This window comes from Streptomyces sp. NBC_00076 (genome assembly GCF_045041235.1).
Taxonomy (GTDB): Bacteria; Actinomycetota; Actinomycetes; order Streptomycetales; family Streptomycetaceae; genus Streptomyces.
Genome location: NZ_CP108242.1, coordinates 6,871,884 through 6,892,281 on the forward strand (window position 1 = coordinate 6,871,884; position 20,398 = coordinate 6,892,281).

Here is a 20,398-nt window from a genome sequence, read left to right on the forward strand (position 1 = left end):
TCGCGCCCGGACCGGCGCGCGGCTCTCGCGTCAAGGGCGTCGACATCGGGATCGGGCGTCCTGCCACGGTCGGTACAGCGGCAGGTCTTGGCGCAGTGGTCTGCGGCGGGGCCCCACGAGGGGGCGATCCCGTCCCGGCCTCGTCCCGGATTCGTCACAGCACCGGGCCCCGCCCGGCCTGCGCATAGGGTGGAGGCGGTCAGTTCCGCCACCGTGAGAGGTCTGTGATGCCCGAGCTCCCCTCGGACCCCGCCGTCGCACAGTTCGGCCCCCAGGGGCTGCGCCCCATCAGCGTGCCTGCCTCGTACGCGACCGTGCCGGCCTCGGCCCGCACCCACCTCGCGCAGGTCGGTGTGCCGCTGCACGTCGGCCCGTACTTCATCGCGGCGGACGACACCGACGGGCCCACCCTCGGGATGTACACCGGCCACCGCGGCATCGCTTTGCAGGGCGACTGGGCGGAGTGGGTGCGCATCGGCACCGACCGGCTGGCGCACCTGTGTGTCCGCACCGACGGCTCCGTACAGGCCCTCTTCCTCGGTCGCGGCGAAGCCGCCCTGTTCGTCAACTCGGACGTTGCCGCCTTCACGCACTGCGCCGCCGCCCTGGACCGCGCCCTCCCGGTGATCGCCGCCTCCGACGGACTCCAGTCCGCCGCCGAGGTGTTCGCCGCGCTCGTCCAGGAGATCCGGCAGATCGACCCGGAGGCCGTCGCCGACCGGGAGAACTGGTGGTCGCGGGTGCTCGATGACGTCCGCCACACCCTCAACTTCCCCTTCTCGTCGGCCTTCGAGTACGTCGGCAAGGACGGTGCGAAGCAGATCGTCACCGCCCAGGCCGGTCCCGGCCGCCTGCACCCCGAGGAGCAGCTGTGGCAGCAGCTCTCCTCCACCGGGGTGGAGCCCGAGCAGGTCCGCCGCGTCTACTGCGAACTGGAACCGTGCATGATGCCGGGCCACTACTGCTCCGCCTGGCTCCAGGCCGTCCTGCCGCACGCCGAGTTCACGCACAGCTTCGACTACGGCGACACCGCGGAGTCCCGCGAGGAAGGCCTCAAGGAACTCATCACGCACGCCGCGCAGCAGGCCCGGCAGTGACTCGTCGCGCGGGTGCCGCGGGAAGGGAGGCGGGTGCGTGACCGCCGATCCCGCCCCGCGCTGGTCCCGTCCCGCTTCCGGGCGGGAGCCCGCGGCCGCCGCCCTGCTCTCCTGGCTCGGCGACCCCCGCGCCCCCGGCCTCGCCGTGATCACCGGCGCCGAGGGCAGCGGCAAGTCGCGGCTCCTCGCCTGGTTGATCGGCCACGGCACCCGGCCCGGCACCGTCAGCGAACGGCGCATCCACGGCTTCGTACCGCTGCCCGGCCAGACCGCGACCACGGCCGCCTGGATGCTCGCCGAACAGCTGTCGATCGCCGCCCGCTCCCCGGGCGACCTGCTGGCCGCGCTTGCCGCCGACCGGCGCCGCACCGTCATCGCGCTGCCCGAACTGCACTCCGCCGAGCAGCCCGCCCCTCTCGTCGAACTCGCCCTGGACATGGCCTCGTTGGCGCACGTGAGGGTACTTGTCGAGGCCCGCTCCGGTACGCAATGGGCGCAGGCGCTCACCGCCGGACCCTGCGCCCGCATGGACCTGGACGAGCCCCAGTGGACCGACCAGACCCTCCGCGCGTCCTGGGAGGCAGCCCACCCCGTCGGCCCGGCCGGACTCGCGGGGCAGGACCCGGAGCCGGAGGAACCGTTCGACCTGGACGATCCCGCCTCGGTCTGCGCCGCCGACCCCTGGAGCGTGACCATCGCGTACGAACGCTCCGAGGAGAGCCACGGCGGACTGCGCGCCGCCTGGCTGCGGGCCGGCGCCTCGCTGACCCGCGAGCAGCCGGCCGCCGAACGCGCCCTGGTCCTCCTCGCCGCCCTCGGCGACGCCGGTGATCCGCGACTGCCCGCCGCCCTCAACTCCGTTGCCCAAGACGCCTCCTGGACCGTCGTCTGGCACCGGGTGCGCGGCGACGTCACCCCGCCGTGGCCCGGCCCGGTCCGCTCCCTGGCGGCCGGTACCGGCCCCCTGGCCGGGCAACTCGTCGTCGCCGACCACCAGGGCACCGTGCGCGTCCTCGACGCGGAGAGCGCCGGCTCCGCCGGACGCCTCCCGCACTCCGCACCCGGCGTCCGCGCCACCGCCGAGCACGGCGACGGCACCGTCACCGTCCTCGACGAACACGGCCTGCTGCACACCCAGCGCGCCACCGAGTCCGCGAAGCCCAAGGGCCTCGCCGCCCTCCTCGACGACGGCCCCTCCGCGCAGGAGCAACTCCTCGAAGCGGTACGGAAGTACACGCGGCGTCAGCAGGAGACGGTCACCGCGCTGACCGGCGCCGGTGACCGTGTCGTCCTCGGTGACGCCGCCGGAACAGTGCACGTGCTGAGCGTCGGCGCCGAGCCGCGTACCGCCCCTCTGCACCGAGGGCGCGTCACCGCGGTCGCCGGGGCCGCCCTGCCTGTCTCCGCGGAGGGTGACACCGTCCTCCTGCTGTACACGGGCGGCGCCGACGGCACCGTACGCGCGTGGGCCCCGCACACCGACCCCATGCCGGAGCCGGTGGCCGCCCGCAACTGCGCCGTCAACGCGGTGGCGGTGGCGACGGCCGACGCCGGGCTCGTCCTCGCGATCGCCTGGGCCGACGGCCTCGTCGAACACCGAGCCCTGGACGACGACCGGCTGCGCACCTTCCACCCCGGCAGCCAGGCCCACGCCCTCGCCTTCACAGCGGGCGGGGACCTGGTGGTGGGGACGGACGAGGCGCTCGTACGGATGCGGGGGCGCTGACCGCTGCCACGCGGTGCACGGTGGACACCCGGACGGCGCCGTCCACGGGGGCCGCGCCGGACAGCCCCCGCCGATGCGCCTGACAGCCGCGTTCGCCGCAGCCCGCGTGCCTGTGCGAGCCCGGTCAACTCCATCGCCGTCACCGTCAGATGGAGCTCTTGTCACAGAACCGCGAGGCGCCCGGTTTGCCTTGTGCACCTGACAACCTGCCCCGTTAGCCTGAGTCAGGAGACGCAGTAGGTGACGGGGGACGGAGCACGCAACCATGGGGCTGGTACTGCCGAGCATCATCGACGAGGCACTCGACCTCATCGGGGTCAACTGGCCCAACGTCGACGAGGACGACTACTTCGAGATGGCGACGTCCATGCGGGACTTCGCCGAGAAGTTCGAGGGCCACGGTGGCGACGCGGACAAGGCCGTGACCCGCATCCTCGGCTCCTCCGAGGGCTGGGCCGTGGAGTCCATGCAGAAGCACTGGTCGCACGTGAAGACCGGTCACCTGGAGAAGATCCCCGAGGTGGCACGGCTGTTCGCGGACGCCTGCGACGGTGTCGGCCAGATCATCCGCGGTATGAAGGTCAAGGCGGGCGTCGAACTCGCTGTACTCGCCGGCACCATCGTCGCCGAACTCGCCGCCGCCCCCGTGACCCTGGGCATCTCCGCGGCGGTCGCCGCCGGTGAGATCGCGCTGATGCGCACCATCGTGAAGCGGCTCATCGACGAGGCGGTCGACCAGATCGTCGACGCCCTCGTCGCGAAGGTCACCGAACCCGTCACCGGCAAACTCCAGGAACTCGTCTCGGACATGGTCCTCGACCTCGCCGAGGGAGCCTTCAACCCCGGGGACAACCCGGGCGGCATGAAGCTGGCCTCCGCGGGAGACGACGGCGGCTCCGGCGGCGGGGGCAAGAAGACGGTCATCGACCACGTCGAGTTCGAGGACGGCGCCGGCAAGGTCTCCGGCCACGGCAGCGAAATGGGCAGCCAGTCCGGGATCCACCTCGGCAAATCGAAGAACTCCTTCGGAAAGACCAAGGGCAAGGACAGTTTCACCCAGGCCTTCGACAGCATTCTCGAGGGCGCCATCGACGGCATGGAGAAGGCAGCCAAGAAGGCGACCGACCACGTCACCCACACCATCCCGGAACGTGTGAAGGCCGCCTCCCGGCATCAGAAGCGCAAGGACCACGACATCGGCGACGAGGCCGACAAGGTCGACGTCAAGAAGGTCAAGCGTGAGGGCGACACGCCCATGTACCTTCTCAGCGACGACGGTTCGATACGCCAGTTGCACCACGACGGGACCACCAGTCCCGTCCGCCACAACGACTCCTCCGGAGTGAACGACGTACTCGGCGACAAGGCCTGGTACCCGTGGAACAACAAGGGGGACAAGCAGCGCAAGAACAAGCCGAACAACGGCAGCACGGTCAACTCCACCAAGGTCGCGCCCGGCTCCACCGAGCTGGCCCGCGCCTCCCAGCTCGGCCGCTACGCCAACCGCACCGAACGCCCCGACTCCTACATTCCCGGCGGCAACTATGCCTCAGCGCTGCACGACGACGGCAAGGGGAACCGGTTCATCCTGGTCGGCGCCAGCGGTGAGGCACACTCCGAACGTTCCATCGGACACCCGCTGATAAAGAAGGGGAACGAGGGCAACGTCGGCGAGCTCTACACGGAACGTGAGCCCTGCCAGAAGAATCCCAAGTGCGACAAGTATCTCGCGAGGGAATTCCCCGACAATCTCGAGGTCACGCACAGCTCGAAATACGACCAGTCGGAAAAGGGGCCGGGCGGCGAAGACCTCAGCAAGTACAAGAAGGACCGGGAGCACCGCGCCTACGTCAAGTGGCTGCACGACCAGTGGGACCAGCACGGTGTCGACGGCGGACGCACTGATACGGTGATGAATCTCTCGCCCTCCGACAACAAGTTCGTTCCGTAGAGGGCGGGTCGGCAAAGAATCCCACGCCGCGTGCCGCCACCGAGTTCGGAGTTCCGGAAGTGCTTTTCGACGTCACCCGCAGCGAGCTCGTCGACATCTTCGGCGAGGACCGGGTCGCGACCGTGCCCGCCACCGCCTTTCCGCCCGCCGCCGCGGACACCGAGGGCGCCCGCCTCCTGCGGACCGTCGGCGTCCCCACGGGGACGCTCCTGCTGCGCCGGCCCGACGAGGACGACGGCCTGCTGCCCCTCGTCCAGGACGTCGTCTCCATCGAGGACTTCGAGGACGCCGCGGAGGGCGCGGGTGACTGGCCCGTCATCGGCTGGCTGCTCAACGCGCACCTCGCCCTCGACCCCGTATCCGGCACGGTGCACGCCTTCGACCCCGACGAGGAGACCGTGACCGAACTCCACGCGGACGTCTCCTCCCTCGTCCAGGTCACCCTCCGGCTCCAGCGCCTGCTCGAGGAGTTCACCTTCAGTGGCGGCGAGGACGAGGAGGAGGCCGACTTCGAGCGCCTGGACGGCGAGGTCGAACGCATCCGTGAGGAGACGAGCAGCGTCGACCCCCTCCCCTTCCAGGACGACGAGACCGTCTGGTCGGTGGTGGGCGAAGAGATCGCCGCGGGCCAGCGCTTCAAGGGCGACAGCCCGGGAGCCCGCTCGCTCTACGGGTGATCGCCGGCCGCCGACGAAGGCGAGTAAGCGCCCGGCCTCAGCGCCCGCCGGAGAAAGTCCACCTGAAGCAGCAACAAGTTCTCCGCGACCTGTTCCTGGGGGGTCATGTGGGTCACCCCGGACAGGGGCAGCACCTCGTGCGGGCGTCCGGCGGCGAGGAGGGCGGAGGACAGGCGCAGGGCGTGGGCGAAGACCACGTTGTCGTCGGCCGTGCCGTGCACGATCATCAGCGGGCGGTGCGGCTCGGCGGGCGAGGACAGGCCCTCGTCGGTGACGAGCGAACTCCTCGTGTACGACTCCGGGTGCGCGGCCGGGTCACCCAGGTACCGCTCCGTGTAGTGGGTGTCGTACAGCCGCCAGTCCGTGACCGGGGCGCCCGCGATGCCCGCGTGGAAGACGTCCGGGCGGCGCAGCACCGCGAGGCCCGCCAGCCAACCGCCGTACGACCAGCCGCGGATCGCCACCCGGGACAGGTCGAGGGGGTATGACTTCGCGAGGTCCTGGAGGGCCTCGACCTGGTCGTCCAGGGAGACCGTGAAGTCGTGGTGGATCGCCTTCTCCCAGGCGGGGGAGCGACCGGGGGTGCCCCGGCCGTCGGCGACGACCACCGCGAAACCCTGGTCGGCGAACCACTGGGAGGTGAGATGCGCGTTGTGCGCGGCGACCACCCGCGGCCCGTGCGGGCCGCCGTAGGGATCGAGGAGGACCGGGAGGGGAGTGTCGTCGGGGTAGTCCGTAGGCATAAGCACGGCGCACGGGATTCGGCGTGCGCCCCCCTCGGTAAGTGTCACGCGCGGGGACATACCAGGATCTTCGGCGTACGAGGTGACAGTCGCCGTCTCCTTCCCGTCCCGCAGTACGCGCGCCCGGGCGCCCGGCCGGTCGAGGGTGGCGGACACCAGCACGGTCACGCCCCCGGCGCGCACCGCCGAGTGCACGCCGGGCTCCTGTGACACACGCTCCATCCCGAGCTCGTTCACCCGGTACACGTGCACCTCCCCGGTCTCCGGGGACTCGGCCTCCTCGCCCGCCGACGCCGAGACCAGGACGTCGTGCGCGGAGACGTCCAGCACCGCGCGGACCTGCAACTGGGCCCCGGTCAGCGGGCGTTCGCCGACCGCGAGGACCCGGGCGCCGCCCTCGTCCGCGATGCGGACCAGATGCCCGGAGGGGCTCCAGCACGGCACCCCGGGGAAAAGATCAAGCCAAATTGGATCTTCGTCCGCGTGCACCATACGGGTCCGCCCGGTCGCCGGATCCACCGCCAGGAACAGCTGACTGCGCTGGTCGCGCGCTTGTACGAGCAGTAGTGGAGCACCCGCCGCTGACCAGTGCACATGCGCCAGATATGGATAGTGCGCCGAGTCCCAGACGACCTCGGTGCGTACTCCGTCCAGGCCGATCAGGAACAGCCGTACGTCCGCGTTGTCCGTGCCCGCCGCCGGGTACGGCACGTGTTGTGGATCACGCTCCGGGTGGGCCGGGTCGGAGATCCACCAGCGCCGCACCGGTGTGTCGTCCACCCGCGCGACCAGCAGCCGGTCCGACTCCGGCGACCACCAGAAGCCCCGTGAACGCCCCATCTCCTCGGCCGCGATGAACTCCGCCAGACCGTAGGTGACCTGCGTCGCGTCCGCCGAGGGCTCCGGTTCGGCCAACGGCCGGTCGCCCTCGCCGTCGGCGCCGGTCACTCGCAGGGCGCCCCGCGCGACGTACGCGATGTGCTGTCCGTCGGGGGAGGGGCGCGGGTCGATCACCGGGCCGGGGGCAGGGAGTTCACGAGCCGTGCCGGCTCGCAACTCCGCCACGAAAAGCTTTCCTGACAAGGCGAAACACGCCAACTCCGCGGCCGTGTCGGTGGCGTAGCCGACGATGCCGCCCCCGCCCTCCCGACTGCGCTCGCGCCGCGCCCGCTCCTCGGGCGAGAGGTGCTCCGTCGCACCTCCGAGGAGGGCGCGCGGGTCGGCCGCCACGCGCTCCCCGCCGTCCACAAGGTCCAGCACCCACAGCGAGTTGGCCCGGTCGGTACCCGAGCTCGAGCGGAGGAACACGACACGCGAACCGTCTGGCGACACGGTGAACGCGCGCGGCGCGCCGAGCGTGAAGCGCTGGGTACGGGCGTGCCGGCGGGGGAAGGAGTCAGGCTCGGTCGTCATCCCCTGACCATATTGGCCATGCGCCCCCTTGTGCGGCCGTGCGCCGATCAATGCGCACGTACGGATAGTTATGATCACTAGCGCATAGTGGGTATCAACCTGCTGGCTGCTGTACGGATTTATCTGCCCCCATCGTTCCGTCCCGTCCGCCCCCATGTCCCTGGGTTCTTTGGAGGTGAGCCGCCGTGGCACTCTCGATTTCGGCGGTAGTGCTGCTGGCGATCATCGTCTTCCTTCTGATCAAGAAGTCAGGCCTGAAGGGTGGGCATGCGGTCGTGTGTGTCCTGCTCGGCTTCTACCTGGCCTCGTCGACGGTGGCCCCGACGATCAGTGAGCTGACGACGAACATCGCGGGCATGATCGGCAGTATCAAGTTCTGACCCGCGCCGACGCGTGAGCTCCGGACGCGTACGGCACGAAGCCGGGCCGGCCTCCGGTGAGAGCTGGAGGCAAGGGTCGGCGGTGTGCTTGGAGCCGTCCCTGGCGGCGGTGTCGCGTGAACCTCTTACCGGGCCTCGGAAGCGCGTGCTCCGGTGCCGGGGGCGGGCCGAGGGCCTCGTAGGGTGGGCGCATGACGGAACTGCCCGCCCGGCGTCTGCTGCTGGTGCACGCGCACCCGGACGACGAGTCGATCAACAACGGCGCGACCATGGCCCGCTACGCGGCCGAGGGTGCCCGGGTGACCCTGGTCACCTGCACGCTCGGCGAGCGGGGCGAGGTCATCCCGCCAGAACTCGCGCACCTGACCGGCGCCGCCCTGGGCGAGCACCGTTCGCGTGAGCTTGCGGCGGCGATGCGCGAGCTCGGCGTCGACGACTTCCGTCGGCTCGGCGGCGACGGGCGCTACCAGGACTCCGGGATGATGGGCATCGCCGACAACGACGATCCCGCCTGCTTCTGGCAGGCCGACGTCGACGAGGCCGCCGGGCAGCTCGTCGAGGTGATCCGTGAGGTCCGTCCGCAGGTCCTCGTCACGTACGACGAGAACGGCGGCTACGGCCACCCCGACCACATCCAGGCGCACCGGGTGGCCATGCGGGCCGTGGAGCTGGCCGCGGAGTCGGGATGCGAGATCGCCAAGGTCTACTGGAACCGGGTGCCGCGCTCCGTTGCCGAGGACGCTTTCGCGCGCCTTGAGCGGGAGCTGCCGGGCCTTCCCTTCGCCAAGTCGGCCGTCATCGACGACGTACCGGGTGTGGTCGACGACGAGCGGATCACCACCGAGATCGACGCCCCCGGGTACGCCGCCGCGAAGGCCGCGGCGATGCGCGCGCACGCCACGCAGGTCACCGTGGCCGAGCCGTACTTCGTCCTCTCCAACGAACTCGCCCAGCCCGTCTTCACCACCGAGTACTACGAGTTGGTGCGCGGGAATCCGGCAGTCGGGGCAGGTGGGCCGACGGGGGAGCGGGCCGACGGGCGGGAGACCGACCTGTTCGCCGGGATCGACACCGCCGGTGGCCAGTCCGGTATCGAGTCCGCCGGTATCGAGGAGACGTCATGAGTGCGGCAGGTCGTCCCTCGTCGCTCGCCCAGCCGCTGCGACGCCCCTCCGTCGGACGGGTCGCCGCCTACCTGGGGCTCTTCGTGCTCGGCGTGGTCGTCGCGGTGGCCGGGGCGCTGGTGCAGTCCGGCTGGTTCCCGGGCGGTCTGCTGCTCGCGCTCGCCGGCGAGGCGGGGCTCTGTCTGGGAGGCGCGCGCGCCGCCCGGAGCCGGGGCGGGGCCGTCGCGCCGGCCGGTGGCTGGATGCTCGCGGTCATCCTGCTCACCGCAAGCCGCCCGGAAGGTGACTTCGTCTTCGCCGCGGGAGGCGGCTCCTACCTCTTCCTGCTCGGCGGTATGGCCGTGGCTGTGATCTGCGCCACCCTTGCCCCGGGGCGGCAACCGGACGGCGACGCCGTCCGACTTGGCAAGTGACGTACCACTTCGCCGTACGAAGTCCGTAGGGGTCCGTGGGAGTCCCGTGATGGTTTCCCCAGCGGTCGTGGGATACGGGCGAGACGTGGCCAGTATGGTGGTGCGCGCCGCCGAGCCGCCCGAGAGAGGTCGTAACGCGGGCGGCGGAGCCAACCGGGAGAACCTGCCTTGAGTCGTGAAACTGACAGTCCGTCCTCCGGGCCCAACGGGCGCGGCGGAGCCGCATACCCTTCGGGAACCCCGCCGTACGGTACGCCCGTGGCTTCCGACGGCGGTCCCGACGCGGATCGTTCGGCCACGCGGCCGGAGGAACGCAAGACCGAGACCACGCTGACGACCCGGATCCGGATCAACATCCCCGGATCGCGGCCGATTCCGCCGGTCGTCGTACGCAAGGCCGTCGTTGAGACCGAGCCCTCCGACGACAGAGCGGACACCGAGACGCCGGCGCCCGGCGCCACCATGTCCACGGGCACCGTCGAACCGTCCGCCGAGCCCTCGCCGGCCGCTGACGAGAAGACCAGTGACTGGTTCGCACCCGTGCGCAAGTCCGGGCCGGCCAAGGGCGGTCAGGGCAGTGGCTCCACCAACGGGGCCGGTCTGCCGGTCGGTTCGGGCAGCCCGGGTGCGTCCGCCGGCCCGGCGGCCGGATCCGGAGGCCCGGCTGCGTCCGGCGGTGCGGGTACGGGCTCGTCCGGTGGCACACGGTCCGGGGGTGCCCGGCCCGGTGGCGTGGTCGGGTCCATGAGCGCGCCGGGCGGCCCACGTCCCGGCGGTACGAACGGTGCCGGGCTGACCGGTGCGACCGGCGGCCCGGTGGCTCCCGGCCACGGCGGCGGCACCGGTTCCTTCGACGTCACCGAAGCGCTCGCCGCGGGTCCGCTGGGCGGCGGCTCCCGCCCCGCCGAACCACGCCGCGACGAACTGCCGTACTTCTCGGAGAACGGCGGTCAGAACGGCCAGGGCGCCCAGGCGGGCCAGCCCGGACAGAGCGCCTTGAGCGCCTACGACCAGGATCTGAGCAGCTACAGCGGAGGCGGCCAGAACGGCCACAACGGCCAGGACAGCCAGAACGGCCAGGGTGCCTACGGCGGTCCCGGCGGTCCCGGCGGTCCCGGCGGCTTCAACGGACCGAACGGTCCCGGCGGGCCCGGCGGTCCGCAGGGCCAGGGTCCCGCGGGTCCGACCGGCGGCCCGGTCACCGGCGACGGACCGATGGTGCCGCCCGCCGGCCCGGGAACCGACGCCTTCGGCGGATCCCGTGACTTCAGCGCCCCGGAGAGCTTCAACGCGGCCGACGGCTACGGCGGGTCCAACGGCTTCGGCGGACCGGGTGGCCAGGGCGGCCCGTCCGCGCCCTCCGGCCCTGACGGCCACCGCGGTCCCGGTGGACCAGGTGGGCCCGGCGGACCTGGCGCACCTCTCGGTCCCGGCGGTCCAGGTGGTCCTGGTGGTCCCGGTGGACCCGACAGCTTCGGCGGTCCGAACGGCCCGAGCGGATTCGGCGGCCCCGGCGGCCCCGGTGCGGTTGGCGGTCCGGCCGGTCCGGCCGGTCCCGGCGGTCCAGGGCGCTCCGGTGCCCCCTCCCGCCCCGGCGGACCAGGCACCCCCTCAGGTCTCGGCGGCCCCGCCGGATCCGGCGCCCCCCTCGGTGTCGGCCCGCACGCCGGTCGCGGCCCCGGCGGAGGCCCTTCCGGTGGCCCCGGCGGCCTGAGTGACGACACCGCGATCCTCACCCCGCAGAAGCCGGCCCCCGAACCGGGCGGCCCCCACTTCGGCGGCGCCTCGGACAACGTCTCCGGGCACACCGTCACCAGCGGCATCCCTGTGGTCCCGTCCGACCGCAAGGCGACGTTCCCGCCCGGCGCGCACACCGACGGGACGGCGTCGAACACCGCCCCGAACCCGTCCGACACGGGCACGCACAACGTGCCCGCCGCGGCCGCGCCCAAGAACGCGCCCAAAAAGAAGAAGGGGCGCAGCAAGCTGGGGCTGCTCGTCGGCGGTGTGATCGTGATCGGCGGTGTCGCCTATGGCGCCGGGCTGCTCATGAACCACTCCGACGTGCCCAAGGGCACCACCGTGCTCGGCGTCGACATCGGCGGCGGCACCCGCGACGACGCCGTCGAGAAACTGAACAATGCCTTCGACTCCCAGGTGAACAAGGATCTGAAGCTCTCGGTGGGCGGCAAGACCGTCACGCTGAAGCCGGACCAGGCCGGGCTCCAGTTCGACATGCAGACCACGGCGAGCACGGCCGCGAACAGCGACTACAACCCCGTCTCCGTGATCGGCTCCCTGTTCGGCAACCACCGGGTCGTCGAGCCGGTCATGCCGGTCGACGAGGAGAAGCTGCACGCCGAACTCCAGGACGCCGCGGGTGGCTCCGGCTCGGCGAGCGACGGCACCATCGAGTTCAAGTCCGGCAAGGCCGTCGCCGTGTACGGCAAGACGGGCAAGGGCATCGACGTGGACCGGTCGACCGAGGCGGTCGAGGAGGCGTACCGCACCCAGGTGGAGACCGGCACGGCTCCCGCGGTGGCGCTCCCGACGACCACCAGGCAGCCGACGGTCTCGAACGCCGAGGTCGACCGGATGATGAAGGAGTTCGCCGAGCCGGCGATGTCCGCCCTCGCCACCGTCCAGACCGACGCGGCGCACAGCATCCAGTTCGGCCCCGTGTCACTGCCGAAGATCCTCGGTTTCAAGGCCGTCGACGGCAAGCTCGTGGAGACGTACGACCTCAAGGCACTCAAGGAGGCGTACGGCACGAGGTTCGATGGTGTGCAGATCGAGGGCGCCAGCGGGAAGCGTGATGTCCTGCCGCAGGACGTCGCCTCCGCGTTGCGCAAGGCTCTGCGCGGCAAGACGACGGCGGAGCGCACCGTGGTCATCGACACCACCCCGAACTGACCTCGCTCCGACAATCCGGGTGAACGTGTGAGGGCCCCTCCCTTCGAGGAGGGGCCCTCACACGTTCACGGGCTTCGTGCCCCGTCCGACATGACATCTGTCATGCGGCACTCCGGACGCCCGACACTGCCCGCGCCCGCACCCCGAAAGCCACCATGGCCGCATGACAACGACAGCCTCGGTGGTCGCGTTCGACCAGGTGAGCAAGGCATACGGCGCCGTCCGGGCAGTGGACGGCCTGACCCTGACCCTGCGCCCGGGGGAGACCGTGGCGCTGCTGGGTCCCAACGGCGCCGGCAAGTCGACCACCCTCGACCTGCTGCTCGGCCTCAAGCACTCCGACAGCGGCAGCGTCCGCCTCTTCGGCACCACCCCGCGTGAGGCGATCGTCGCCGGACGCGTGGGCGCCATGCTGCAGAGTGGCGGGCTGATGGACGAGGTCACGGTCGCGGAGCTGGTGCGGCTGGCCTGCGCCCTGCACCCGAGGCCGTACCCGGTCGGTGACGTCCTCGCCCGCGCGGGCGTCGCGCAGATCGCCGACCGCAAGGTCGACAAGCTCTCCGGCGGCCAGGCCCAGCGCGTCCGTTTCGCGCTCGCCACCGCGGGCGACAGCGACCTGATCGTCCTGGACGAGCCGACCACCGGCATGGACGTCACCACCCGCCAGGCCTTCTGGGCGACCATGCGCGAACAGGCCGACCAGGGGCGTACGGTCCTGTTCGCCACCCACTACCTCGAAGAGGCCGACGCCATCGCCGACCGGGTGCTCGTCCTGCACCGCGGTCGGCTCCTCGCCGACGGCACCGCAGCCGAGATCAAGGCCAAGGCGGGCGCCCGCCGGATCTCCTTCGACGTGACCGACGGTCCGATCGACGAGGCGGCGCTGCGGGGCCTGCCCTTCCTGACGTCCCTCGCCGTGTCCCACAGCGGCTCCGCCGCGGGCGGCGGCCACACCGTCCGCATCCAGTCCTCCGACGCGGACGCGACCGTCCACGCCCTCTACGGCCTCGACCTCTACCCCCGCAACCTCGAAGTCGCCGGCCTCGGCCTGGAGCAGGCCTTCGTCGCCATCACCGCCGCCGAGGAGGCGAAGTCGAAGTGAACAGCCTCATCAAGCTGGAACTCACCCGCGCCCTGCGCAACCGCAAGTTCCTGTTCTTCTCCGTGATCTACCCGTCGGTCCTGTTCCTGATCATCGCGGGCAACGCCGACAGCACGACGAAGGTCGATGGCACCGGCTTGACCGTCCCGACGTACATGATGGTCTCGATGGCCTCCTTCGGCGCCCTGACCGCCGTCCTGATGGGCAACAGCGAGCGCATCGCCAAGGAACGGGAGTCCGGCTGGGTACGGCAGCTGCGGCTGACCACGTTGCCGGGCCGGGGCTATGTCCTCGCGAAGACCGCGAGCGCCGCGGTCGTCAGCCTCCCGTCCATCGTGATCGTCTTCGTCGTCGCCGCGGCCGCCAAGGACGTACGGCTGGACGCCTGGCAGTGGCTCGCGCTGACCGGCGCGGTCTGGGCCGGCAGCCTGGTCTTCGCCGCGCTCGGCGTCGCCATCGGCTACCTCGCCAGCGGGGACGCGGTCCGCCCGATCACGATGCTGACGTACTTCGGCCTGTCGATGCTGGGCGGCCTGTGGATGCCGACGACGACGTTCCCGACCTGGCTCCAGGACATCGCCGAGTGGCTGCCCACCCACGCGTACGCTGCCCTGGGGCAGGCCATCGAACAGAGTCGCGCCCCGCACGTACAGGACCTCGCCATCCTCGTCGTCTCCTTCGTCCTGTTCGCGGGCGGCGCGGCCTGGCTGTACCGGAAGGACACGTTGAAGGCGTGAGCGTCATGAGGCAGGGCCGCGCGGCCGACGAGTTGCCGCTGATGCCCCTGGGGCGGTCTCCGCGCAGCCGGCGTGAACTGCTGCCCAAGGTGCTGTGGATCGGTGTCTGGCTGGTCTTCCTCAGCCCGCCCGTCCACGACCTGGCCTCCGGCCACCACACCACCGGCGGCACGCTGGCCGGCTGGCTGGGCCTTGCGGCCTTCGTCGGGATCTATCTGACCGTGGTGTTCCGGAACATGAGCAGGTCGGCGTTGCCGCCCCGGCTCGTCGGGGCCCTGATCGCCGTCCTCGGCGCGCTCGCCGTCCTGCTGAGCCTCACCCTCGGCTCGCACTGGCTCGGCCTCTTTGTGTACGTCTCCGTCGCCTGCGGCGCGACGCTCCCGTTGCGGGCGGCGTACTGGACGATCCCGGTCACCGCCGGCGCGATGACCCTCGTGGGCCTGCACGTCGGCGAGGACGAGGCGCTCGACCTGGTCATCCTGGTCCTGCTCATCGGGTTCGCGATGACCGGCGTACGCCAACTCGTGCGAACCACCGTCGAGTTGCGCCAGGCCCGTGCCACGGTCGCCCAACTGGCGGCGAACGAGGAGCGGTTGCGCCTGGCCCGGGACCTCCACGACCTGCTCGGCCACTCCCTGTCCCTGATCACCCTCAAGAGCGAGCTCGCGGGCCGGATGCTGCCCGCCCACCCCGACAAGGCCGCCCAGCAGGTCGCCGACATCGAACAGGTCAGCCGCCAGGCCCTGGTCGACGTACGCGAGGCCGTCACCGGCTACCGGCGCCCGCGCCTGGCCGACGAACTCGCCGGCACCCAGGTCGCGTTGACAGCGGCCGGCATCAGCGTCGAGACCCCCGCCGAACCGGACCTGGAGGGCATCGGCGAGGACAGCGAGTCCGCCCTCGCCTGGGCCCTGCGCGAGGCCGTCACCAACGTCGTACGGCACAGCGGGGCCCGTCGCTGCACGGTGGACCTGGTGCGCCGCCAGACCCTGGACGGCCCGGTCCTCGAACTCTCCGTCGAGGACAACGGCTCCGGCGGCCCGGGCGCCGGAGCAGGCAACGGCCTGACCGGCCTCACCGAACGTCTGGAGAAGGCGGGCGGCTCCCTGGACGCGGGCCGGACCCGGCACGGCTTCCGCCTGGTCGCCCGCGTGCCGGCCAACGCACCGGCCGACGTAGGATCCGGCGCATGACCCGCACGATCAAGGTCCTGCTCGCCGAGGACCAGTCGATGGTCCGCGAGGCGCTGGCCGCCCTGCTCGGCCTGGAGGACGACATCGAGGTCGTCGCCCAGGTGGCCCGCGGCGACGAGGTCCTGGCCGCCGCCCGCGAGCACGCCGTGGACGTGGCCCTCCTGGACATCGAGATGCCGGGCGCCACGGGCATCGAGGCCGCTGCCCAACTCCAGCGGGAGATACCTGAGTTGAAGGTGGTCGTCCTCACCACCTTCGGCCGCCCCGGCTACCTCCGCAGCGCCATGGAAGCCGGCGCCGACGCCTTTCTCGTCAAGGACGCCCCGGCGGCTCAACTGGCCGAAGCGGTCCGCAAAGTACTGGCGGGAGAGCGGGTCATCGACCCCACGCTCGCGGCGGCGGCCCTGGCGGACGGCGCAAACCCGCTGACGGACCGGGAGCGGGAGGTGCTGCGCGCGGCGGCGGACGGCTCCACCAACGCCGAACTGGCGACGACCCTGCACCTGTCCCAGGGCACGGTCCGCAACTACCTGTCCACGGCGATCCAGAAACTGGCGGTACGCAACCGGGCGGAGGCCGTACGGATCGCCAGGGAGAAGGGCTGGCTGTAACTCCCGGCCACAACGAACCGGCACCCGCACGGTGACAGTCAGTTGAGCATCGCTCGCGCCGCACGGGCCTGTTTCCGCACGCGGTCGGCGGCCGGCTCATCCACCGCGCCCACGACCTCGGCGTACGCCTCCAACTCCACCGCCCCGGCCAGGAAGTCCCCCCGCTGGACCAACAACTGCGCACGCTCATACCGCAGTCGGGCCGGATGCGAGGGCAGCAGCAGCGACAACTCGACGGCCCACAACGAGACATCCGACCGCTCCGGCCGGGTCGCGGCCCACGCGCGAACGTTGTTCAGGATCCGCAGGACCACGTCCAACGGCTCCGCGGGGCTCAGCATCGACGGCTCCAGGGCGGCCCCCGTGGCCCCCACGACCAGCACCTCCGCGTCGGGCCCGGTCAGCACCCGCCCGCCGTCGAAGGGATCGGCCAGCACCTGCTCCTGGAAGAAATCACCGAGCGAAGCTCCCTGAGGGGCGGTGGTCGGGTGACCGGTGGGACCGAACCCGACCACGAAGTGCCCCGGCAGCGCCACGCCGTGCACCGGCGCCCCCGCCCGCCGCGCCACCTCCATCCACACCACCGACAGCAGGATCGGCAGCCCGTGCCTGCGCAGCAGGACCCGGTGCAGCAGCGACGACTCCAGCCGCTGGTAGTCCGCGGGGGACCCGCGAAACCCGTACCGCTCGCCGAGCAGCTCGCACAGCGCGACCGCCCAGGACCGCGGTCCGCCGGGCCGGAACGGCAGCTGCCCGGCCAGCCGGTCGAGCTCGATCTGAGCGGCGTCCATACCGGCCTCGTCGAGCGTCCCGTCCGCCTCCGCGCCGATCAGCAGACACAGCAGGGACAGATCGGGCCGCTCGGAGCGGGCCTCTTCGGCGAACCGGCGCCGCAGGTCCGCGGAGCGTTCGGGCGGTGGCGGGTAGGGGGGACGCATAGCAGGCTCGTGCCCTCTCACGGCGGTCACTACCGCCCGTTCTCGACACTTCCGGGGGCCCGGTAGTGGTGGTACGCGTGATGCGCCGAGAACCCCATCCCGGCGTACAGCGCCCGCGCCCCCGCGTTGTCGGCCTCGACCTGGAGCCATGCGGCCGACGCGCCCTCGTCGAGGGCCCGCCGGGCGAGCGCGGCCATCACGAGGGTCGCCAGCCCCCGCCGTCGCTGTTCCGGGTCCACCTCGACGGCGGCGAAACCGGCCCACCGCCCGTCGACCACACACCGCCCGATGGCCGCGGGGGTGGCACCCGGCGACGAGCCGGCAACCGTGGCGAACCACACCGACGGCCCTCCCCCACTCTCGGCTTCGCTCGAGCAGGGGGACCCCCATCCCAGCACCTTCAGGGCCACCTCGCTCACCCCCTTGCGCTGATAGCGCGCGAGCCACGCCTCGTCCGCCTCCCGGGACAGCACCACCTCGGAGGCCTCCGCCCGGTCGGCGACCGGCGCCAGTGCCCCGGTCCACAGCTCGGCGGTCACCTCCCGCGTCCAGCCCCGCCGCTCCAGTTCCGCGCACAGCAGCTCCTGCGTGCCCTCGGCCCCGGTCGCGGTCTGTATGTAGGCGGGCAGCCCACGGTCCTCGTACCAGCGTCGTACGGCGGTCAGGGCGGTGTCGAGCGGGACTCCGGGGTCGCCGAGCGGCAGCACCGAGTTGGCCCGCCGGGTGAACCCGGCTGCGGCCCGCAACTCCCAGTCGCCCAGCCGCTCGCTCTCCACCGGCCGCCAGGCCCGCGCGGCGACGCGCGCCAGCTCCTCGTAGGACGCGGCGGGGCCACGACGCCGGGCCGGAGCGGGCGGAACGACCTTGCCCGCCACCAGCGCGGATTCCGGGATCCGGACGCTTTGCCCGTCCCGGCGCGTGATCAGCAGCACACCCTCGTCCCATGATGTGAGAACGCCCACCGTGTCGGTGAACTTCTCACCCGGGACCCCGGGCCCGTCGAGGCGCCGTACCGACACCCGTTTGCCCACGTCAGCTGCGGAGATACGGACCACGAGGCGTCCTGTCGCAGAGATTTCCACAGGTCAGTTCACCCCTCCTGTTCGGATCATGCCCAAGAACGGAGATACTAGGGGTGGGCATCGACGACGCCGCGCTCCCGCGCGCCAGGTGGCGGAGCCTGAAGACGGCTCGCCAGCGCCCTATCGAGGAGGAACGACAGCGTGACCTACGTCATCGCGCAGCCTTGTGTCGACGTCAAGGACAAGGCGTGCATTGAGGAGTGCCCGGTCGACTGCATCTACGAGGGCCAACGGTCCTTGTACATCCACCCGGACGAATGCGTCGACTGTGGTGCCTGTGAGCCGGTCTGCCCGGTCGAGGCGATCTTCTACGAAGACGACACTCCGGAGGAGTGGAAGGACTACTACAAGGCGAACGTCGAGTTCTTCGACGAGCTCGGCTCTCCGGGCGGCGCCAGCAAGCTGGGCCTGATCGAGCGCGACCACCCCTTCGTCGCCGCGCTGCCGCCGCAGAACCAGTAAGAGCGGCCCGCATCCGTGCCGCCTCGGTCCCGTACGGCCTGATCACCCTTGATCGCCGTACGGGGCCGAGGCGTTTGCCGTACTTGCCGTACGAGAAAGTGAGCCAGCCCCGTGTCCGCAGTCTCCGACCGCCTCCCCACGTTCCCCTGGGACAAGCTGGACCCGTACAAGAAGACGGCCGCCGCGCACCCTGACGGCATCGTCGACCTGTCCGTGGGCACGCCGGTCGACCCGGTCCCCGAGCTGATCCAGAAGGCGCTCATCGACGCGGCGGACTCCCCGGGCTATCCGACGGTCTGGGGCACCCCCGCGCTGCGTGACGCGATCACCGGCTGGCTGGAGCGCCGACTGGGCGCCCGCGAGGTCACCCACCAGCACGTCCTGCCGATCGTCGGCTCCAAGGAACTCGTGGCCTGGCTCCCCACCCAGCTGGGCCTCGGCCCCGGCGACAGGGTGGCCCACCCGCGCCTGGCCTACCCGACCTACGAGGTCGGCGCCCGCCTCGCCCGCGCGGATTACGAGGTCTACGACGACCCGACCGAGCTGGACCCGACGAACCTCAGGCTCCTGTGGCTCAACTCGCCGTCCAACCCGACGGGCAAGGTGCTGTCGAAGGACGAACTGACCCGGATCGTCGCCTGGGCCCGCGAGCACGGCGTCCTGCTGTTCTCCGACGAGTGCTACCTGGAGCTGGGCTGGGAGGCCGACCCGGTCTCGGTGCTGCACCCGGACGTGAACGGCGGCTCGTACGAGGGCATCGTCGCGGTCCACTCGCTCTCCAAGCGCTCGAACCTGGCGGGCTACCGCGCGGCCTTCCTGGCCGGCGACCCGGCCGTCCTCGCCCCCCTGCTGCAGATCCGCAAGCACGGCGGCATGATGACGTCGGCCCCGACCCAGGCGGCCGTGGTGGCGGCCCTCGGCGACGACGCCCACGTCCGCGAGCAGCGCGAACGCTACCTCGCCCGCCGTGGCGCCCTGCGCGAGGCGCTGCTCGCCCACGGCTTCCGCATCGAGCACAGCGAGGCCAGCCTCTACCTGTGGGCGACGAGGGACGAGTCCTGCTGGGCCACCGTCGGTCACCTGGCCGAGCTGGGCATCCTGGTGGCCCCGGGCGACTTCTACGGTGAGGCGGGCGAGAAGTTCGTCCGCGTGGCCCTGACGGCGACCGACGAGCGGGTGCGGGCGGCCGTGGAGCGGCTGACGTAGGCGCACGCGAAGCCGGCCACAGGCCCTCGCGCAGCCGACGCGGGCACAGCCGAAGCCGGCGTAGGCACACACGAAGCGGCGGGGTCCGGGGAGAAACCCGGGCCCCGCCGCCGTACCACCAGGCGTTCAGCCGATCTCAGCCGATGCCGACTGATCTCAGTCGATGTCAGCCGAGGGGAAGACCCTTGGCCGGCAGCTTGTCGGTCGCCGGGAGCCCGCCCTTGGTCAGCGAGTCCGTGGGCAGGCCGCCCTTGGTCGCGGTCTTCGTCGTGCCACCGACGACGTCCTTGGCGGTGCCCGCCGCGTCAGCCGCCACCTTCTGCGCCGCGGGCGCCGCCTTCTTCACGGCCTTGCCGCTGGTCTTGCCGGCCAGGTTCTGCGCACCGTCGACGGTGGTGCCGACGTCCGCCCCGTCCAGGGCGGTCAGCCCACCGAGGTTCGGGGCGGCAGGCAGTTCGGCGGCCGCACTGGCGGAGCCGGCCGCACCGACCCCGGCCGCCGCTCCCGCAGCGACCAGCAGCGCGGCACGGGCGATCCGTCGGGTCAGGGGGAGGGACATGTTGCTCCTTTGACGAGGAAACGATCTCGGACGCAGTGACTACCGCTCGAAGCCCGGGAAGGTTGCGGCGA

The 20,398-nt window shown here is 71.7% G+C and carries 18 protein-coding genes; 14 read left to right on the forward strand and 4 right to left on the reverse strand.

The window, feature by feature from the left end:
* Positions 1 to 227: 227 nt before the first annotated feature.
* The 4 genes from OHA64_RS31410 to OHA64_RS31425 all read left to right on the forward strand — a co-directional run bounded on the left by OHA64_RS31410 (position 228) and on the right by OHA64_RS31425 (position 5,451).
* Positions 228 to 1,097, forward strand: coding sequence for a nucleic acid/nucleotide deaminase domain-containing protein (locus OHA64_RS31410; protein WP_405618793.1), 870 nt, complete (start codon positions 228 to 230; stop codon positions 1,095 to 1,097).
* Between the two features lie 37 nt (positions 1,098 to 1,134).
* Positions 1,135 to 2,823 (forward strand): hypothetical protein, encoded by a 1,689-nt coding sequence (locus OHA64_RS31415; protein WP_405618795.1) that lies wholly within the window; start codon positions 1,135 to 1,137, stop codon positions 2,821 to 2,823.
* A gap of 265 nt (positions 2,824 to 3,088) precedes the next feature.
* Positions 3,089 to 4,774: a nucleic acid/nucleotide deaminase domain-containing protein gene (locus tag OHA64_RS31420; RefSeq protein WP_405618797.1), complete on the forward strand. Its 1,686-nt coding sequence runs from the start codon at positions 3,089 to 3,091 to the stop codon at positions 4,772 to 4,774.
* A gap of 59 nt (positions 4,775 to 4,833) precedes the next feature.
* The gene (locus tag OHA64_RS31425; protein WP_405618799.1) at positions 4,834 to 5,451 is read left to right on the forward strand and encodes an SUKH-4 family immunity protein; all 618 of its coding nucleotides are present in this window, start codon (positions 4,834 to 4,836) and stop codon (positions 5,449 to 5,451) included.
* Here the strand turns inward: OHA64_RS31425 and OHA64_RS31430 are convergent.
* Positions 5,442 to 7,607: a prolyl oligopeptidase family serine peptidase gene (locus OHA64_RS31430; protein ID WP_405618801.1), complete on the reverse strand. Its 2,166-nt coding sequence runs from the start codon at positions 7,605 to 7,607 to the stop codon at positions 5,442 to 5,444. The genes OHA64_RS31425 and OHA64_RS31430 overlap by 10 nt on opposite strands.
* Positions 7,608 to 7,792: 185 nt before the next feature.
* On the opposite strand from OHA64_RS31430, the gene OHA64_RS31435 reads away from it, so the two are divergent.
* The 8 genes from OHA64_RS31435 (at position 7,793) to OHA64_RS31470 (ending at position 16,080) form a co-directional block, all read left to right on the forward strand.
* Entirely contained in the window at positions 7,793 to 7,987 is a 195-nt protein-coding gene (locus tag OHA64_RS31435) for a hypothetical protein (RefSeq protein WP_030038342.1), read from the forward strand.
* 191 nt (positions 7,988 to 8,178) lie between these two features.
* On the forward strand, positions 8,179 to 9,111 hold the full coding sequence (gene mshB, locus OHA64_RS31440) for an N-acetyl-1-D-myo-inositol-2-amino-2-deoxy-alpha-D-glucopyranoside deacetylase (protein ID WP_405618804.1): 933 nt from the start codon (positions 8,179 to 8,181) through the stop codon (positions 9,109 to 9,111).
* On the forward strand, positions 9,108 to 9,524 hold the full coding sequence (locus OHA64_RS31445; protein ID WP_405618806.1) for a DUF6113 family protein: 417 nt from the start codon (positions 9,108 to 9,110) through the stop codon (positions 9,522 to 9,524). The genes mshB and OHA64_RS31445 overlap by 4 nt, the downstream gene beginning before the upstream one ends.
* 258 nt (positions 9,525 to 9,782) lie before the next feature.
* On the forward strand, positions 9,783 to 12,437 hold the full coding sequence (locus OHA64_RS31450; RefSeq protein WP_405618808.1) for a hypothetical protein: 2,655 nt from the start codon (positions 9,783 to 9,785) through the stop codon (positions 12,435 to 12,437).
* Positions 12,438 to 12,600: 163 nt separating this feature from the next.
* Complete coding sequence (locus OHA64_RS31455) at positions 12,601 to 13,539, forward strand: ABC transporter ATP-binding protein (protein WP_405618810.1); 939 nt, start codon at positions 12,601 to 12,603, stop codon at positions 13,537 to 13,539.
* On the forward strand, positions 13,536 to 14,276 hold the full coding sequence (locus OHA64_RS31460; RefSeq protein ID WP_405618812.1) for an ABC transporter permease: 741 nt from the start codon (positions 13,536 to 13,538) through the stop codon (positions 14,274 to 14,276). The genes OHA64_RS31455 and OHA64_RS31460 overlap by 4 nt, the downstream gene beginning before the upstream one ends.
* A gap of 5 nt (positions 14,277 to 14,281) precedes the next feature.
* Complete coding sequence (locus tag OHA64_RS31465; protein ID WP_405624202.1) at positions 14,282 to 15,469, forward strand: sensor histidine kinase; 1,188 nt, start codon at positions 14,282 to 14,284, stop codon at positions 15,467 to 15,469.
* A complete protein-coding gene (locus tag OHA64_RS31470; RefSeq protein WP_405618814.1) occupies positions 15,466 to 16,080 on the forward strand; it encodes a response regulator in 615 nt (204 codons plus the stop codon). Before OHA64_RS31465 ends, OHA64_RS31470 begins: the two co-directional genes overlap by 4 nt.
* Before the next feature lie 38 nt (positions 16,081 to 16,118).
* Here OHA64_RS31470 and OHA64_RS31475 read toward each other — a convergent pair whose 3' ends face one another.
* Positions 16,119 to 17,018 carry a tetratricopeptide repeat protein gene (locus tag OHA64_RS31475; protein ID WP_405618816.1) on the reverse strand — a complete coding sequence of 300 codons (900 nt, stop codon included), beginning with the start codon at positions 17,016 to 17,018 and terminating at the stop codon, positions 16,119 to 16,121.
* Between the two features lie 29 nt (positions 17,019 to 17,047).
* Positions 17,048 to 18,100 (reverse strand): GNAT family N-acetyltransferase, encoded by a 1,053-nt coding sequence (locus OHA64_RS31480; RefSeq protein ID WP_405618818.1) that lies wholly within the window; start codon positions 18,098 to 18,100, stop codon positions 17,048 to 17,050.
* Between the two features lie 141 nt (positions 18,101 to 18,241).
* On the opposite strand from OHA64_RS31480, the gene fdxA reads away from it, so the two are divergent.
* The gene (fdxA, locus tag OHA64_RS31485) at positions 18,242 to 18,562 is read left to right on the forward strand and encodes a ferredoxin (protein ID WP_003973842.1); all 321 of its coding nucleotides are present in this window, start codon (positions 18,242 to 18,244) and stop codon (positions 18,560 to 18,562) included.
* Between the two features lie 111 nt (positions 18,563 to 18,673).
* Positions 18,674 to 19,768, forward strand: coding sequence for a bifunctional succinyldiaminopimelate transaminase/glutamate-prephenate aminotransferase (locus tag OHA64_RS31490; RefSeq protein ID WP_405618820.1), 1,095 nt, complete (start codon positions 18,674 to 18,676; stop codon positions 19,766 to 19,768).
* 166 nt (positions 19,769 to 19,934) lie between these two features.
* On the opposite strand, the gene OHA64_RS31495 is transcribed toward OHA64_RS31490, so the two are convergent.
* Positions 19,935 to 20,327: an ATP-binding protein gene (locus OHA64_RS31495; protein ID WP_405618822.1), complete on the reverse strand. Its 393-nt coding sequence runs from the start codon at positions 20,325 to 20,327 to the stop codon at positions 19,935 to 19,937.
* Between the last annotated feature and the right edge of the window lie 71 nt (positions 20,328 to 20,398).